The sequence below is a fragment of the Epilithonimonas sp. UC225_85 genome (assembly GCF_042695135.1).
In the GTDB taxonomy this organism is placed as follows: domain Bacteria; phylum Bacteroidota; class Bacteroidia; order Flavobacteriales; family Weeksellaceae; genus Epilithonimonas.
The window spans coordinates 2,241,510-2,258,794 of sequence record NZ_CP170547.1; the positions used below are offsets into that span (position 1 = coordinate 2,241,510).

15 protein-coding genes are annotated in these 17,285 nt (G+C 37.0%); 10 read left to right on the forward strand and 5 right to left on the reverse strand.

All coding sequences use genetic code 11. The features are described from left to right. Nucleotides 1–37 precede the first annotated feature (37 nt). Nucleotides 38–2,173: a S46 family peptidase gene (locus ACFJGY_RS10340; protein ID WP_379963578.1), complete on the reverse strand. Its 2,136-nt coding sequence runs from the start codon at nt 2,171–2,173 to the stop codon at nt 38–40. Between the two features lie 212 nt (nt 2,174–2,385). On the opposite strand from ACFJGY_RS10340, the gene ACFJGY_RS10345 reads away from it, so the two are divergent. The 9 genes from ACFJGY_RS10345 (at nt 2,386) to ACFJGY_RS10385 (ending at nt 13,094) form a co-directional block, all read left to right on the forward strand. After that, nucleotides 2,386–3,732 (forward strand): sigma-54-dependent transcriptional regulator, encoded by a 1,347-nt coding sequence (locus ACFJGY_RS10345; RefSeq protein ID WP_379963580.1) that lies wholly within the window; start codon nt 2,386–2,388, stop codon nt 3,730–3,732. Between the two features lie 211 nt (nt 3,733–3,943). Then, entirely contained in the window at nt 3,944–4,303 is a 360-nt protein-coding gene (locus ACFJGY_RS10350; protein ID WP_379963582.1) for a hypothetical protein, read from the forward strand. A gap of 210 nt (nt 4,304–4,513) precedes the next feature. Next, entirely contained in the window at nt 4,514–4,591 is a 78-nt protein-coding gene (gene kdpF, locus ACFJGY_RS10355; protein ID WP_379970167.1) for a K(+)-transporting ATPase subunit F, read from the forward strand. Nucleotides 4,592–4,744: 153 nt separating this feature from the next. After that, nucleotides 4,745–6,445 (forward strand): potassium-transporting ATPase subunit KdpA, encoded by a 1,701-nt coding sequence (kdpA, locus tag ACFJGY_RS10360; RefSeq protein WP_379963584.1) that lies wholly within the window; start codon nt 4,745–4,747, stop codon nt 6,443–6,445. A gap of 11 nt (nt 6,446–6,456) precedes the next feature. After that, nucleotides 6,457–8,496 carry a potassium-transporting ATPase subunit KdpB gene (gene kdpB, locus ACFJGY_RS10365; RefSeq protein WP_379963586.1) on the forward strand — a complete coding sequence of 680 codons (2,040 nt, stop codon included), beginning with the start codon at nt 6,457–6,459 and terminating at the stop codon, nt 8,494–8,496. Nucleotides 8,497–8,506: 10 nt separating this feature from the next. After that, nucleotides 8,507–9,067, forward strand: coding sequence for a K(+)-transporting ATPase subunit C (locus ACFJGY_RS10370; RefSeq protein ID WP_379963588.1), 561 nt, complete (start codon nt 8,507–8,509; stop codon nt 9,065–9,067). Nucleotides 9,068–9,091: 24 nt separating this feature from the next. Continuing rightward, nucleotides 9,092–10,174 carry a porin gene (locus ACFJGY_RS10375; protein WP_379963590.1) on the forward strand — a complete coding sequence of 361 codons (1,083 nt, stop codon included), beginning with the start codon at nt 9,092–9,094 and terminating at the stop codon, nt 10,172–10,174. A gap of 74 nt (nt 10,175–10,248) precedes the next feature. Next, complete coding sequence (locus ACFJGY_RS10380; RefSeq protein WP_379963592.1) at nt 10,249–11,370, forward strand: sensor protein KdpD; 1,122 nt, start codon at nt 10,249–10,251, stop codon at nt 11,368–11,370. Continuing rightward, nucleotides 11,367–13,094 (forward strand): ATP-binding protein, encoded by a 1,728-nt coding sequence (locus ACFJGY_RS10385; RefSeq protein WP_379963594.1) that lies wholly within the window; start codon nt 11,367–11,369, stop codon nt 13,092–13,094. Before ACFJGY_RS10380 ends, ACFJGY_RS10385 begins: the two co-directional genes overlap by 4 nt. Nucleotides 13,095–13,420: 326 nt before the next feature. On the opposite strand, the gene ACFJGY_RS10390 is transcribed toward ACFJGY_RS10385, so the two are convergent. Further along, nucleotides 13,421–14,299 (reverse strand): NAD(P)H-binding protein, encoded by an 879-nt coding sequence (locus ACFJGY_RS10390; protein ID WP_379963596.1) that lies wholly within the window; start codon nt 14,297–14,299, stop codon nt 13,421–13,423. Between the two features lie 84 nt (nt 14,300–14,383). On the opposite strand from ACFJGY_RS10390, the gene ACFJGY_RS10395 reads away from it, so the two are divergent. Continuing rightward, entirely contained in the window at nt 14,384–14,758 is a 375-nt protein-coding gene (locus tag ACFJGY_RS10395; RefSeq protein ID WP_379963598.1) for a winged helix-turn-helix transcriptional regulator, read from the forward strand. Between the two features lie 522 nt (nt 14,759–15,280). On the opposite strand, the gene ACFJGY_RS10400 is transcribed toward ACFJGY_RS10395, so the two are convergent. From ACFJGY_RS10400 to ACFJGY_RS10410, 3 genes are all read right to left on the reverse strand, one after another. Next, nucleotides 15,281–15,403 (reverse strand): hypothetical protein, encoded by a 123-nt coding sequence (locus tag ACFJGY_RS10400; RefSeq protein ID WP_379963600.1) that lies wholly within the window; start codon nt 15,401–15,403, stop codon nt 15,281–15,283. Between the two features lie 155 nt (nt 15,404–15,558). Then, nucleotides 15,559–16,119 (reverse strand): Crp/Fnr family transcriptional regulator, encoded by a 561-nt coding sequence (locus ACFJGY_RS10405; protein WP_379963602.1) that lies wholly within the window; start codon nt 16,117–16,119, stop codon nt 15,559–15,561. Nucleotides 16,120–16,487: 368 nt separating this feature from the next. Then, entirely contained in the window at nt 16,488–17,261 is a 774-nt protein-coding gene (locus ACFJGY_RS10410; RefSeq protein WP_379963604.1) for an SDR family NAD(P)-dependent oxidoreductase, read from the reverse strand. Nucleotides 17,262–17,285: the final 24 nt, after the last annotated feature.

Sequence of the window (17,285 nt, forward strand, 5' to 3'; positions counted from 1 at the left end):
TCTGACAAAGTTAGTATTTTAGAAATATTTATTAAGATTACTTTACGATTTTCATCTCGTTCAGCAGCCATTTGGAGTCTGCATATTTATCGATCACGAACAAGATGTATTTGGTATCCACCATTATGTTTCTGCACAATTTCGGATCGTAATTGATGTCGCTCATCGTGCCTTCCCATTGTCTGTCGAAGTTCAATCCAATCAGGTTTCCATAAGCATCCAAAGCCGGACTTCCTGAGTTACCGCCGGTTGTATGGTTTGTCGCTGTGAAGTTTACAGGAACATCACCGGTTTTATCCTTGTATATGCCGTAATCTTTAGTATTGTAAAGACTGATAAGTTTTTTAGGCAAGTCAAATTCGTAATCTCCCGGAACATATTTTTCCATCACACCGGCGAGATGCGTCTGATAACCATATGTAACGGCATCCCTTGGATCCGAACCTTTTACTTTCCCGTAAGTAACACGAAGGGTAGAATTGGCATCCGGAAAGAATTTTCTTTCTTTGTCCGTTTCCATTTGCTGCGCCATATATTTCTTTTGCAACGCATCGATATCAGCCTGAAGCGAAGTGACTTTTGCGTCGGTCGTTTCTAAATAAGAGCTTTTGAATGAACCGAACATCTGAACTAGAGGATCTTTTTTCAGATTTTCAACTAATACTTTTTGATCCTCAAAGAATTTATCAACATCAGTAGCTTTAATACTGTTCATATTTCCTCTTCCGGTGATAATAGACATTTTGGAAATGGTTTCAAATATTCCCAGATTTTTAGTTACATTATTTAGTTTATCAAAATCTTTTGGCAAAAACTGTGGAGGTGTTTTGTTGGCATAAAGCGCAAGAATTTTCGCTGTTACTTTGGCATCCAGTTCCCCGTCATAATCTTTGTAAACCTCTGTCAATCTTGCTTTCAAAGCTTCCAGAGATTTTGCGTCCATTTTTCCTGCTTCGTAACTCTGGATATAATTTGAGTAAATCCCTGCTAGCGTAAATGTTTCAGAATTTCTTACGATTTCAGAATAATAAGCTCTGTGAAGATTGTAAGGCGCCTGTTCGTTATATTTTTGATTAAGTTGATCAATTGTCGTTTTGATCGCAGGATTTTTCGAGATCAAAGTCTGCTCGTATTGTTTCTTTTTCTCAACAGCATTGGACTTTTTAAGACCTTCTACTTCGCCAATCCATTTTTTCCAGTAATTGGCAACCCTCGCATATTTAGAAGCGTACTGTATTTTGGTAGCAGCATTGGTTCTCATCTTTTCATCTAAGGTTTTCAAAGCTACATCACGCACAGCAATCATCGCAGGATCGGTTTCTGTCATGATTTTTTCAACGGCAATCGAAGGAAGATATTCTGTTGTTCTTCCAGGGAATCCGAATACAAAAGTGAAATCATCTTCTTTCTTGTCTTTCACAGAAATCGGAAGGAAATGTTTGGGTGTATATGGGATATTGTCTTTGGAATATTCTGCCGGTTTGTTGTTTTTGTCAGCATAGATTCTGAACATGGAGAAATCTCCTGTGTGTCTTGGCCAAACCCAGTTATCTGTGTCAGAGCCATATTTTCCGATAGCGGAAGGCGGTGCACCAACTAATCTTATATCCTTAAAAGTTTCGATCACATAAGCATAAAACTTGTTCCCATAATACATCGATCTTACAGAAATAGTCTGGTAGGATTCCGTTTTCTGAGCTTTTTTGTAAGCTTCAATATTTTCATTGATTTTCTTGGTAAGATCCGCTCCGGTCAGGTTTTCTGTTCCGGTGAGGATTTGACCTGTCACCTCTTTGATATCTGTGATGAAATCTACCGTTACACCCGGATTCGGCAATTCTCCGGTCATATCTTTTGCCCAGAAACCGTTGGTCAGCAAATCATTTTCGACCGTAGAATGGGCTTGGATATTGTCATAACCACAATGGTGATTTGTTAAGAGTAATCCTTTTGGAGAGATCACTTCTGCAGTACATCCGCCATCAAACTGAACGACAGCGTCTTTTATACTCGCTTTATCCGGATTGAAGATATCTTTTGCGGAAATTTTCATTCCCAGATCTTTCATTTCTTTTTCATTAAGTTCCGTCGGGATCCACATTCCGCCGTATTGCTGTCCAAAAGCCATTACAGCCGGAAGAAACAAGGCTGATAGAAGAATTTTTCTTTTCATTATATCAAATTATAAAACTTGACGAATTTAAAGAAAATTTTCTGAAGTCGCTGAATCACTTATTTTGGAATTAAAATTTAAATGATTTTTCACTCAAAAAAAGATAATAACAATATTTTTTGACTTTGTTTCATATATTATTGGTTGATCATTAAATAAAAAAATAACCACCATATCATTAATATTTATCTTTGCATATATTTTTTAAAGAAGTGGACAAAATACTCATCATCGACGACGAAGAAAAAATCAGAACCTTGCTTTCCAGAATAATCAGCCTGGAAGGTTTTGAAGTATTTCAGGCCTCTGATCTTAAGAATGGAAAAAAAAGACTTGAAGTTTCTGATATAGACGTTATAATTTGTGATGTCAAACTTCCCGACGGAAGCGGTGTCGAGTTTTCAAAAATTATCAAAGATAAATATCCATCGCTTGAAATAATCCTGCTTACTGCACACGGAAACATTCCAGACGGTGTGCAGGCCATAAAGAACGGCGCATTCGATTATATTACAAAAGGTGATGACAACAATAAAATAATTCCTCTTCTCTACAAAGCAATCGAAAAAACGGCCTTAAATAAACGCGTGCAACAATTGGAAAAACAATTGGGAAACAAGTATTCCTTTGAAACGATTATTGGGAAATCAAAATTGATAAAATCTGCTATTGATTCGGGGAAAAAAGTTGCTTTGACCGATGCTACAGTTCTACTTACGGGAGAAACAGGAACCGGGAAAGAAGTCTTTTCACAGGCAATCCATAATGAAAGCAACCGAAGCAAGCAGAATTTTGTTGCAATCAACTGTTCAGCGTTTAGCAAAGAATTACTCGAGAATGAGTTGTTTGGCCACAAAGCCGGAGCATTTACCGGAGCGATAAAAGATACTAAAGGTATTTTTGAAGAAGCCAACAACGGAACTGTTTTCTTAGACGAAATAGGAGAGATGCCACTAGATCTGCAGGCAAAGCTGCTTCGAGTTTTAGAGTCTGGAGAATTTCTGAAGGTTGGTGATAACAAAGTGACTAAGATCAATGTAAGGATTATTGCAGCCACAAACAGAGACCTTCAGAAAGAGATCGAAGCCGGAAATTTCCGCGAAGATCTGTATTACAGGATTAATATTTTTAATATTTCACTTCCGCCTTTGAGAGAAAGGATTTCGGATATCGAAGATTTGGCCACTTATTTTTTGAAAACTTTTTCCATTAAAACAGGAAAAAAAATTACGTCCATCAGTCAGGAATATCTTGAAGCTTTAAAACAACATCCGTGGAAAGGAAACATCCGGGAACTTCGGAATGTAATAGAAAGAAGCGTTATCCTCACCGATAGTTCTACGCTGGAATTGATCTCTCTCCCCTCTGATTTTCAAAATTTAAGTTCCGACACTTCCAAAAACAAAACGCTTTCTGCTTTTGAACTTGCCAGCGCAGAAAAGATACACATCCAAAAAGTCATCAATTATACGAATGGCAACAAAACTGAAACCGCAAAACTCCTGAATATTGCACTCACAACGCTTTACAGGAAACTGGAAGAATTTCAGATCAAATAATTATTGATTTGAGATCATTTGGTACAAATAATCAACATCTTCTTTTTTGATATCCCTTTCAAAATGATAAGATCAACCCTTTCAAAATGATAGGGTTTTGCTTTAGTGTAAATTAGGCAAATCTGTTTAATGTTTTATTAATGAGTTGATTATGCGTTTTTGTTTTCTTACGGAATATTAATTGGCATTAGTGATTCAAAACAAATATAAAATGAATCACACAGAAGCAATACAGGAAATCATAACAGTGGTTCCTGAATCCAAATCAGAATTCGAAGAAGTTTACAGAACTAAAAACTCCTTTATGGTCATCAATGTTTTCACCCGGCAGATCAGAAATCTTATCAAAAAAGGTGAAACAGTAATTTTAATAAGATCGTTCGATAAAATGAATGAGCTGTACCAAAAGGGTGATCAGGCTCTGAAAAATGCAGTGGAAAATGTATTCATCTACTCACTCGACAGTCTCACTTTTTCGTGTGAAAAAACTTACAAAAATTTAATTTTTTCGAAAATTCCAACAAGTCTACATCAGTTATACCTGCGCCAGATCTACAAATCCGGTTTATAAAAATACTGTAGAAATGAAAACTAATAAACAAGATAATGGTCAACACTGGAAACCTTGGGATTTACTCCTAATGTTTTATACATCTATTGTCTTTACAGGAATCGCGTATAGAATCTTTACTAACCCATAAATTATGACAACAATCTTAATCATCGCCGGAGCTGCTTGTTTTGCTCTGTTTTTAGCAACCGTAAAATACTTTGAAAAAACATGACAATATTATTCATAATCGCCATTGCCGTCTTTGTGTATATGTGCTATGTACTTATCAAACCGGAAAAATTTTAAAAATTACATTATGAAAAAGGATATTCGAAAGTCAGCAAAAGAATGGCTGAAACTTTTATTATGGATATCATTTGTTGTAATATTTATTTATATCCTGCTAGAAATAAAGGGTATTTATAGATAGCGAACATTCTCAAAAAAATATTATTAAAAATGAATACAGAAATTTTAGGAATTATACTAATGTTTGCTCTGGTTGTTTTGCTGGCAATACCACTTGGAAGATACATCGGAAAAATATTCAGTAATGAGAAAACCTGGCTGGATAAAATTTTGAATCCCGTCGACAAACTCTTTTACAAATTTGCTGGGATCGACTCTACCACAGAAATGAACTGGAAGCAGCATTTGGTAGCATTATTAACCATCAATTTTTTTTGGTTTTTAATTGCAATATTTGTACTTACCAATATGAGCTGGCTGCCCTTGAATCCGGATAATAATCCATCAATGAGCGGAGACTTGGCTTTTAATACAGCCGTTAGTTTTATTACTAATACCAACTTGCAACATTACTCGGGAGAGTCTGCATTATCATATTTGGGACAGTTAACATTGATGTTGTGGCAGTTTATAAGCGCTGGCTGCGGGATTGCAATTGCAGGTGTTGTTTTCTTTGCAATGAGAGAGAAAACTACGGATAAATTAGGGAATTTTTATTTCCTGTTTGTAAGAAGTTGTACTAGAATTCTTTTACCCATAGCAGTTGTAATTGCTTCTTTATTAGCATTTAGTGGCACTCCAATGACTTTTGAAGGGAAAGATTCTATTACCAATTTACAAGGTGATAAAGTGGAAGTAAGCCGTGGTCCGGTTGCCGCTTTTGTAGCTATCAAACAGCTGGGAACCAATGGCGGTGGATTTTTCGGCCCTAACTCCGCACATCCTTTAGAGAATCCGACTTACTTCAGTAATATCATCGAGGACGTTTCAATTTTTCTAATTCCTATGGCAATGATTTTTGCAATGGGATATGTCTTGAAAAGAAAAAAATTGGCTTACACTATTTTTGGAGTTATGACTGTAGGATTTCTGCTTCTTCTGATTCCAACCGTCATTAATGAAATGAATGGAAACCCTGCCATTTCAAAAATGGAAATCTCCCAGACAATGGGAAGTATGGAAGGTAAGGAAGTCCGTTTCGGTCCCGCTGCATCAGCATATTGGGCAATTAATACAACTGTTACAAGTAATGGTTCTGTGAATGCGATGCACGATTCATTAACGCCGCTTTCCGGAATGAATACAATGCTCGGGATGATGGTCAACTGTTTCTATGGCGGTGTAGGTGTCGGTTTTCTGAATTTCTACATCTTCATCATCCTGGCAGTTTTCATTAGTGGATTAATGGTTGGAAGAACACCGGAATTTCTCGGTAAAAAAATCGAAGCCAGAGAAATGAAGATCGCAATGATCATTGCACTTCTTCATCCACTGTTAATTCTGGCAGGAACTGCGATTGCAAGTTACACTTACGCCCAAAATCCGGAAGCTTACGCCAGCTGGCTGAATAATCCTGGCTATCACGGCTTCAGCGAGATGCTCTACGAATTCACATCTTCAAGTGCTAACAACGGAAGTGGTTTTGAAGGTTTAGGTGACAACACACCTTTCTGGAATATCGCCTGCGGAATCGTTATGCTGATGGCAAGATATTTACCAATTATTGGACCTGTCGCTATTGCCGGAAGCCTTGCTGCTAAAAAATACATCCCGGAAAGTGCAGGAACTTTAAAAACCGACACAGCAACTTTCGGATTGATGATCTTCGCTGTTATTGCACTTGTTGCTGCATTATCTTTTTTCCCGGCTTTAGCTTTGGGGCCTATCGCAGAACATTTTTCACTTAAATAATTTGAATTAAAATGAAAGGAAATAATAATAATTTGTTTCAGTCCGAATTGGTCAATGAAGCATTGAAACAGTCTTTTATAAAACTGAACCCATCCAAAATGTTCCGCAATCCTGTGATGTTTATGGTTTGGATTGGAACTATTGTAATGGCTGGCGTGTGCGTCTGGATTGCAATTGGAGAAAAAGAGCAGGGAAGCTTGATCTATAACATTATTGTGACGGCAGTTCTGTTCATCACCTTGCTCTTCGCCAATTTTGCAGAAGGCATCGCAGAAGCCAGAGGAAAAGCACAGGCAGATTCCCTCAGAAAAACGAGAGAAGAAACACCCGCAAAATGGATACAGCCGGTTGGAGAAATATTCAATGATGAAATCACCATCGTTCCGTCTTCTCAACTCAAAAAAGGCGATGTGTTTCTTTGTGAACCAGGCGATATTATCCCATCTGACGGCGAAATCATCGAAGGTCTTGCAACCATTGATGAAAGTGCCATTACAGGAGAAAGTGCACCAGTAATCCGCGAATCCGGTGGTGATAAAAGCAGTGTTACCGGCGGAACAAAAGTACTTTCTGATAAGATAAAAGTAAAAGTAACCACCGAACCGGGCGAGAGTTTCCTTGATAAAATGATTGCTTTGGTAGAAGGCGCTTCCAGACAAAAAACACCGAACGAAATAGCTTTAACTATTCTCTTGGCAGGATTCACATTGGTATTCATAATCGTTACAGTGACTTTGAAACCATTTGGAGATTATGCGCATACACCAATTACGATTGCCGCCTTTATCTCACTATTTGTCTGCTTGATTCCGACTACAATCGGCGGACTTTTATCAGCCATCGGAATTGCCGGAATGGACAGAGCATTAAGAGCAAATGTCATTACTAAAAGTGGGAAAGCTGTGGAAACGGCAGGTGACGTAGATGTTCTTTTGTTAGATAAAACAGGAACAATCACGATTGGAAATAGAAAAGCGACCCATTTTCACCTTGCAAACGGAATTGATGAGAAACATTTTATTAAAGCAGTTGTTTTGGGATCTATGGCAGATGAAACGCCGGAAGGGAAGTCGATTATTGAATTGGCCGGTGTCAATCCTTTAAGCTACGAAATTAACAATCCTGAGTTCATCAATTTTACAGCAGAAACCAGGAGTTCAGGTGTAGATTATGACAATATCAGAATCAGAAAAGGCGCTTCAGATTCCATCAAAAACTTAGTTCAAAAAGCAGGCAATCCTTTTCCAAAAGAAATTGAAGAAGCGGTAAGAACCATTTCAAGCAATGGCGGAACCCCATTGGTCGTTTCCGAAAACGAAAAAGTTTTAGGGGTTGTAGAATTACAGGATATCATCAAACCAGGCATTCAGGAACGTTTTGAACGATTGAGAAAAATGGGAATTAAAACAGTGATGGTAACCGGTGACAATCCTTTGACCGCCAAATATATCGCGGAAAAAGCTGGCGTAGATGATTTTATTGCCGAAGCAAAACCGGAAGACAAGATGAATTACATCAAAAAAGAACAGTCCGAAGGCAGATTGGTCGCAATGATGGGCGACGGAACCAACGATGCGCCAGCGCTTGCCCAAGCCGATGTGGGCGTCGCAATGAACAGTGGGACACAGGCGGCAAAAGAAGCCGGAAATATGGTAGATCTGGACAATGACCCTACCAAACTAATCGAAATAGTTGAGATTGGAAAACAGTTGTTGATGACCAGAGGAACACTTACAACTTTCAGTATTGCGAATGATGTTGCTAAGTATTTTGCTATTGTTCCGGCACTTTTTATCGCTTCGATTCCGGCTTTGCAGGGTCTTAATATTATGAATCTTCATTCTCCGGAAAGTGCCATTCTATCGGCAGTTATTTTCAATGCGATCATTATCCCGTTCCTGATTCCATTGGCTTTGAAAGGCGTTGCATACAAACCAATTGGAGCGAGCGCATTACTTAGAAGAAATCTTTTTATCTACGGTCTGGGCGGCGTTTTGATTCCATTTGTCGGGATAAAAATAATCGATCTCATTGTATCTCTATTTATTTAAAATCAAAAAAATGAAAAAACATATTTTACCGGCAATCAAAATAACCTTGGTTTGTCTTCTGTTTTTCTCCGGAATTTATACGTTGCTTATTTACGGGATTGCACAATTTGCTCCCAACAGCGGGAAAGGAGAGAACATCATCTATAAAGGCAAAAAATATTACAGCAATGTCGGACAACAATTCACAGAAGACCAATATTTCTGGTCCCGTCCGTCCGCTGTAGATTATAATGCGGCTGGTGCGGCAGGCAGCAACAAAGGACCATCAAATCCTGATTATCTGAAAACTGTTCAGGAAAGAATAGACAACTTCATCAAACACAATCCGGGTATCAATAAAGCCGAAATCCCTTCCGATCTGGTAACAGCCAGTGGAAGTGGATTGGATCCAAATATCTCTGTAGATGCAGCAAAAGTTCAGGTTAAAAGAATTGCCAAGATCAGAAATATTAATGAAGATAAAATTCAGCAACTGATTGCCAACAATACAGAAAAACCACTTTTAGGATTATTTGGTACAGAAAAGATCAATACTTTGAAAATCAATATCGCACTCGAAGGTTTGAAATAAACTTTAATATTTAGAATAAGAAAAATGAAAAAAATAGCTCTAATTACATTCTTGATGTTGGGAACATCTGCAACTTTGTCTGCACAGGAAGAAAATAAAAATCCTTTAAAAATAACTGGTTATGCTGAGGTTTATTATCAGTTCGATTTTAATAATCCCCAGAATAATACACGTCCCACATTTGTTTATAGTCACAACCGTAATAATGAGGTCAACCTGAATCTCGGTTTAGTCAAAGCCAATTACGAAAATGAAAAAGTGAGAGCCAATCTTGCTTTGGCAACCGGAACTTATATGAATGCCAATTATGCGGCGGAACCCGGCGTTTTGAAAAATATCTACGAAGCCAATATTGGTGTGAAGATTTCGAAGACAAAAAATCTATGGGTAGATGCCGGAATTTTGCCGTCACATATCGGTTTTGAAAGTGCGATCAGCAAAGATTGCTGGACTTTGACGAGAAGTATTTTAGCGGATAATTCGCCTTATTTTGAAAGTGGTGCAAAGATTTCTTACACCAGCGACAACGGAAAGTGGTTCCTAAGTGGATTGGTTTTGAATGGCTGGCAAAGAATCCAGCGTGTTGATGGGAATTCCACAGTAGCTTTTGGACATCAATTGACTTATAAACCGACAGAAAAAATCACACTTAATAGCAGTTCTTTCATTGGAAATGATAAACCGGACAGTATAAAACAAATGCGGTATTTTCATAATTTTTATGGTATTTTCCAGCTTAGTAAAAAGTTTGCGTTGACCACAGGATTCGATATTGGGGCAGAAGAAAAAATGAAAGGCAGCGATCAGTACAACGTTTGGTATTCTCCGGTTTTGATTGCCAAATATGCAGTAACCGAGAAATTAAGTTTCGCAGCTAGAGGAGAATATTACAGTGATAAAAACGGCGTCATCATTTCTACAGGAACGGAAAACGGATTCAAGACTTTTGGATACTCCTTGAATGCAGATTATTGGATTCTGCCAAATCTGGTTTGGCGTACAGAAGTGAAAAATCTCAATAGCAAAGATGATATCTTTCTGAATCGTGACAATGATTTCAAAAATAATAATTTTATGGCAGTCACGTCACTTGCCGTAAGTTTTTAATAGTTTCCATATTATCAAATCCCTTGTTGAAATTTAACAAGGGATTTACCTAAATTTGATATAGATAATCTGTTATGGATGAAAAAAAATCTGCACAGGATTTCCTTAATTTAATAAAAAAATCAAGGCGGGGAAAATTCAAAATCTACATCGGAATGAGCGCCGGTGTGGGAAAAACGTATCGTATGCTTCAGGAAGCGCATTCACTTTTAACAAGTGGGATTGATGTGAAGATCGGGTATATCGAAACCCACCACAGGAAGGAAACCCACGCTTTGCTGGAAGGATTACCTGTCATTCCCAGAAGGAAATTATTTTATAAAGGGAAAGAGCTGGATGAGCTGGACGTACAGGCAGTTATCAATCTTCGTCCGGAAGTCGTAATCGTGGACGAACTCGCTCATACCAATATCGAAGGCAGCAAAAACGAAAAACGCTGGCAGGATGTGATGGAGATTCTGGATTCCGGGATTAATGTCATCAGTGCAGTTAATATCCAGCATATTGAAAGTCTGAATGATGATGTTAAAAATATTACTAATATCGAAGTCAAGGAGAGGATTCCGGACAGTGTTCTGGCTCAGGCAGATGAGGTTGTAAACATAGATCTGACAGCCGAAGAATTGATCGACCGGTTGAAAGCTGGTAAAATTTATGAAAACTCAAAAATAAATTCGGCTCTCAATAATTTCTTCAAAAGTGATCATATCCTGCAGCTTCGGGAACTAGCCTTAAAAGAAGTAGCTTCACAGGTCCAGAGAAAAGTGGAAACCGAAGTTTCACAGGTCAAAAATATCAGAAAAGAAAAATTTCTCGCCTGCATCAGTTCCAATGAAAAAACGGCAAAAAACGTCATCAGGAAAGCAGCAAGACTGGCGAATTATTACAACAGCAAATGGTATCTTTTGTATGTTCAGATCCCGAGAGAAAGTGCAGATAAAATTGCACTTGACAAGCAGCGACATCTCATTAATAATTTTAAATTAGCTACAGAATTGGGAGCAGAGATCATAAAAGTAGAAAATGCAAATGTCACAAGAGCGATCATGGAACAATGTGAAGAACAGAAAATAACAACCGTTTGTATTGGGAAACCGCATCTTAATCTCTGGAAAGTGATTGTTGCAACAGACACATTCAATTCTTTGCTTAACAAATTATCAAAAGAAAATATAGACTTAGTCATTCTTTCATGAAAATCAAAACGAAACTTAATATCGGCGTTGGTCTGCTTTTTACGATGATCTTTGTATTGTCGGTTTTGAGCAGCTGGTATATCAATCAGCTTAAAAAAGATACTAATAATATCCTGAAAGCCAATTACAACACACTTCAGTATTCCAGAAATATGCTGTTGGTTTTGGAAGAAATTAATTCTGATCCATTGGCATTCAGTGTTTTTGAAAAACATCTGGAAAAACAGCAAAAAAACGTCACAGAACCTGGCGAGAAAGAGGCAACGGATAATGTCTCAATCCATTTTAAAGCCTTGAAAAAAGATCCGGAAAATGCTGCGCTTCAATCTTCAATCAGAAAAGATATTGCCGAACTGATGCAGATTAATATGAGCGCTATCGAACATAAAAGCAGTATTGCTGATACCACGGCGAAAAGCGCAATTATGGCAATCTCGGCAACCGGAATGTTGTGCTTTATCATCGCATTTATTCTGCTAGTAAATCTGCCTTCCAACATTGCAAACCCTATTAAAAGTCTTACGGAAAGCATCAGACAGATTGCCAATCAGAATTATAAAGAGAGAGTCCGGTTTGACAGCAGAAGTGAGTTCGGAGATTTGGCAATGTCATTTAACACAATGGCAGAAAAGCTTCAGGAATATTCCGAAAGCAGGCTGAACAAAATCATACAGGGAAAAAAACGCATTGAAACCCTTATTGATAATATGCACGATCCTGTTATCGGTATTGATGAAAACAAAAAAGTCCTCTTTGTAAACGATGAGGCATTGAAAATCACAGGTCTTAAAAAAGAAAATTTTGTCGGAAAACTGATTCAGGATGTTGCAGTTGCGAATGATCTGATAAGAGAAATCATTAAAGAAATTATTCAGCCCGATGCTGCTGAAAAAAATGTAGAAGCAATGAAAATTTATGCAGATGGAAAAGAAAGCTATTTTGAGAAGGAAATCGTAGATATCAATGTGACCCCAACCGGCGAGCAGCAAAGCCGTTTTATCGGTCAGGTGATTATGTTGAGGAATATTACACCTTTTAAAGAACTTGATCTGGCCAAAACCAATTTCCTGGGAACCGTTTCGCACGAGTTCAAAACACCGATTTCATCCATCCAGATGGGACTGCAGCTCTTGGAAAATGACCGGATAGGAAGCCTGAATGAAGAACAGAAAAATCTTGTAAACGGCATCAGAGAAGACTCTGACCGTCTGCTGAAAATCACTGGAGAATTATTAAATATTACCCAGATAGAAAGCGGTTCTATCCAGCTCAATGTAAAATCATCTGACATCCGGACAATTATCGAATACGCTGTTAATGCCAACAGATCGGCAGCAGAGCAAAAGCATATTCTCTTAAAAATTAATGTAGAAAACGGTATCGAAAAAGTTCTTGCTGATGCTGAAAAAACATCTTGGGTGCTTAATAATCTTTTATCAAATGCCGTACGGTATTCTTATGAAAACTCTGAGATTAACATTAATGTTCAAAAAGCAGAAGGCAAAATAAAATTTTCTGTAACTGATAAAGGGCAGGGGATTCCACCGCAATATATTTCCAAAGTTTTTGACAGATATTTTAAAATCCCTGGAACAAGAAAGGAAGGAACAGGATTGGGCTTAACGATAAGTAAACAATTCATCGAAGCACAAGGCGGTAAAATTTTCGCCGAAAGTGAATTGGGTATGGGTAGTGAATTCTATTTTATATTACCCGAAAATTAAAATATAGTAACATCATATTTGGGTAAGCAATTCAAATCTTCAAAATAGCCTCCGAAATTATATTATCTATGTATTTAGAATAAAAAAAACCGACAAAGAAGCAATAACTTCTAATGTCGGTTTTGTGACCAAGACGAACGTAAGGCAAGAAAGTCTATTGCCAAATTTGAGGTGAGGATAATTATCTTTGCTTAGGTCTGTGTTAATTGCCATCACATTATAACCAACAAGATCGACAGGTACATCATTATTTTTTTCAAAAGTTTATATTGCTCCAAATTCAAAAGTTTTCATATTGGTTTCCCGGGAGAGACTTAATGAAGATATTAAAATTTCTTTGCAAATTCTTTTGCGAAATCCTCTAGTTTAATTTTGCCGTCAACATTATTATGGTTATTAAAAAAATCTTCGGAAAGATTTCCATTTCTTATGCTCGATCCCATTTCTACATATAATTCTGCTATTTCGTCAGGCAATCCTGCCTGTTGCATTCCATAAAGAGCTTGTTCGTCTGTAAACTCTATCCAGGGAAGTTCCGGTTTGCCAATTTCCTGACCTAAAATTTGTGCCACATCTCCTGGTGTGCGAACATCACTTATTATGTAATGTATATTTGATCCTAAAGTCGTTCTTTCCAGTTCTTCAACAGCAGCACCTGCTATGTCTTCAGGATGTGAAAAAGGAATTTGAGCAGTTGATTGATAGTTAGATCCAATAATTCCAGCACTTTTTATCATTGAAATATCATTATACAGATTCGTGAAAAAAATACCTGCACGAAGATAAGTCAACGAAATTTCTTCTAATGTTTCATATATTTTTTCAATGTTATGGAGGCCTGCAACAGGACCATTTCCGTAGGGTAACTCTGCACCAATACTGCTTAGCATAACTACACGTTTTACTGCAGCTTTTTTAATGGCTGTAGAAAAAGCTTTCCCGGCATTTGTTGTGTTCGTAATAATATTTGAACCGCCCATATTAGGGGGAGTCATGGCAAAAACTGCATCAGCTCCTGCGAAGGCCTCACTTAGGAAATCAGAATCATTTACTGAGCCAATCGCTGCTTTTGCGCCTAGAGTTTCAATAGCTTTAATTCTATCTTTATTGCTGCTAATTATTGTTACCTCATGTCCTGATGAAATAAGTTTTGTGGCTAAAGGTTTTCCAATGTTTCCCAATGAACCTGAAATTGTAATTTTCATATCTAATTGTTTTGTAATTGACTTCAACAAAGGTATATTTGTACTTACTTATAAACAAGTACTTACCCTAAAGTGTGTATTATCATGACCGCAATTAAAAAAACATCAACTATTCAGGAAAATAAGCAGAAAGCATCAGAGATATGCCCTGTAACTTACGCAATGGAAAAAATTGGAGGATATTGGAAACCCATTATTATCTACCATCTCTCGGACGGATGTAAACGTTACAGTGAGCTAAAAAGAGCCATTCCAAATATAACCGAAAAGATGCTGATACAAAATTTAAAACAATTAGAGGTTGATAATCTCGTCTTAAGGAAAGCAAAACCAGTTATTCCTCCATTCGTTACCTACACTCTCACTAATGCAGGGGAAGGATTATTACCTGTAATGAACGCCATGGCTAAGTGGGCTTTTAAAAACAAAGAGGACGAATATAATTTATCTAAAAAATAATTTAAATAGCTCTTTAACTAAATTCTTACAATAATAAATCATACATTTTTAAATTTTAATTGTTAAAAAGGATGACAATGGCAAAAATATTTAAAAATTGAACTTTCTATATTTACAGTAATGCTATGACTTTATGGGAGCAAGCTTTTCACTGTTATCTGATAATCAACTCTATAAAAAGCCAAGCAGGTAAATCTCTGCATCAACCCTTAATTTTGCAAGGGCAATTGAAGCCCAAGCAGTAATGATTCGGATTCAATTCCGAAACAGGAACTGTCGCTTTAGAGGATTAATGTCGCAAATCCAGGTTCTTATTAAAATTTTATAAAAATTTATCTGCAAGAAATATTTCAATCCGCTTTAAATGTTGAAACCATTAGGAGAAATGGAGTAGGTTTCCCCATCAAATCTCTGTTCCAATAATCCAAAACAGTATCCGCCATGGTCAATGTCAAGTTTTGTATTATTGTCCAGTGACAAATAACCGAATCTTCTAAAACATCCAAATCTCGTACAATGGTATCAATAACAGTTATTTTTATTCGCTTTGTTTTTGATTTCGAAGGGTAAAGCTGATTTTTCAATTACTTGTACAGCTGTCATTGTTCCTGAAAAACCACCTCCGACAATATCTATTTTCTTCATGATTTCATTAATTTTATGGATAGGAAATTACAAATGGGTTTTTTAAAAAAATTCTGAAAGCAAATTGATTTTAATTTTTTAACCTTTCCAAACGGATCTTGTTTTAATAGTATTGTTTCGAAATTTATTATGATTGTTGTATCCGGTTTATTTTGCTAATTGGACGATTTTATTATTTGTCCATGGATCTCATCAAGCAGGGCAGTATCAATTCCTAGGTAGGAGGCGATATAATATTTAGGCACCCTTCCCCAAATTTTTGGGTAGTGCTTAAGCAATTTTAGATACCTTTTTTTGGGACTGTCTTTTATTCTTGAAAGTAATAAATTTTGATAATGCATCAATGCCCGAAATATATATCCATCAACTTTCCTTGGAACCTCTAACTCTCTTAATGTTGCTATTAAAGTCTTAAAATCCTCTCTGGAAATAGTGTGAATGATGCAATGTTCAATACTTTCCAAAGTAAATGAACTTGGATTACATGTTTCAAAACTTTCAATTATGGAAGCTATTTCATTTTCGAAGAAAAACTCAAAAGTGATATCCTTATCTTCAGTTATCACACAGCTTCTTAAGCAGCCACTTTCAATATAGTAAGCCTGTTCTGCAATTTCACCTTCTCTCAAAATGATCGTATTTGCAGGAATTTCTAGTCGTCTAAAAAATTGTTTGAACCGTTGACGCTGTTCATTACCTAAATAAATTCTGTACATTTTAATTGTATTTACTGAGTAAATATTTGCTGCTGAATATTCTTTTTATAGAACAACACTGAACTTTTCAATTGATTTGAAGCTATACTCATCATATAAATGTTAAGCATTGACTGAAATATATTTATTTTTTTTTCATTATTTCCTTTCTTTCCTTTCTTTTATCTATCCTATATTCATATTTCCATTTTTGCACGGAGAAATGATTAAAATTGTTGGCAGAGCAACAATTTATGCAATACCCCACGACTTCAAAAAGTTGGTTTAATACTATGTTGACCGATACTATCGTAAAAGAAACAATCCCCGTTGCTGTAACTCCCATTACCAAGGCAAATGTGGATTAACTGTTTTATTAATAATCAATATTACTGCTGACTTGCCAGACCCTTTTTGATTTTCATCATGATACTGTCAGGCACAAAGTTCGGGAGTTTAGAGTTGATCCAATTTTGAAAACCTACCACTTTTTTCCCCTTTCCCTGTAAGAGATGCTTTATGCCTTCTTCTGCGACGATCTCCGGATGCATAGGCTTGGTTTTGTGCAGATTTGTAGATTGCATTTCACTTGTTGTAAAGGCTGTATCTGTGGTTCCGGGATATAGCGAACTAACTATGACACCGGTACCTTCGAGCTCGGCGGCGAGTGTTTCGCTGAATGCCAGCACAAATGCTTTTGTCGCTGAATAAACAGCGAAGTAGGGAAATGGTAAAAATGACAATACGGAACCTATGTTCATAATTCTGCCAGATTTACGCAGGACCATATCTTGTGAAAAGAGCTTGGTCAAAACTACCAGACTGGAAATGTTAAGCTGGATCATGCTCAGCTCTTCCTCCAATGAAGTTTCAATAAACTCACCATAGTTTCCGACACCAGCATTATTGACCAGATGACTTACCTGCAAATTTTGTTTTTTTATCTTGCCGTACAGTTCAGTAGCGGCATTAACATCTGAAAGGTCAGCAACGAAGTAATAAACAAGAACGCCGTATTTTTTTGACAGTTCCTTTTGCATTTGCTGCAGTTTACTTTCTGTACGGGCTACAATTATGAGGTTAGTTGCTTTCTCTGCCAGCTGACATGCCATTTCGTAGCCAATGCCGGATGATGCTCCTGTGATTAAAATATATTCTTTCATTTTGAATGTTGTTTTATTGTATTA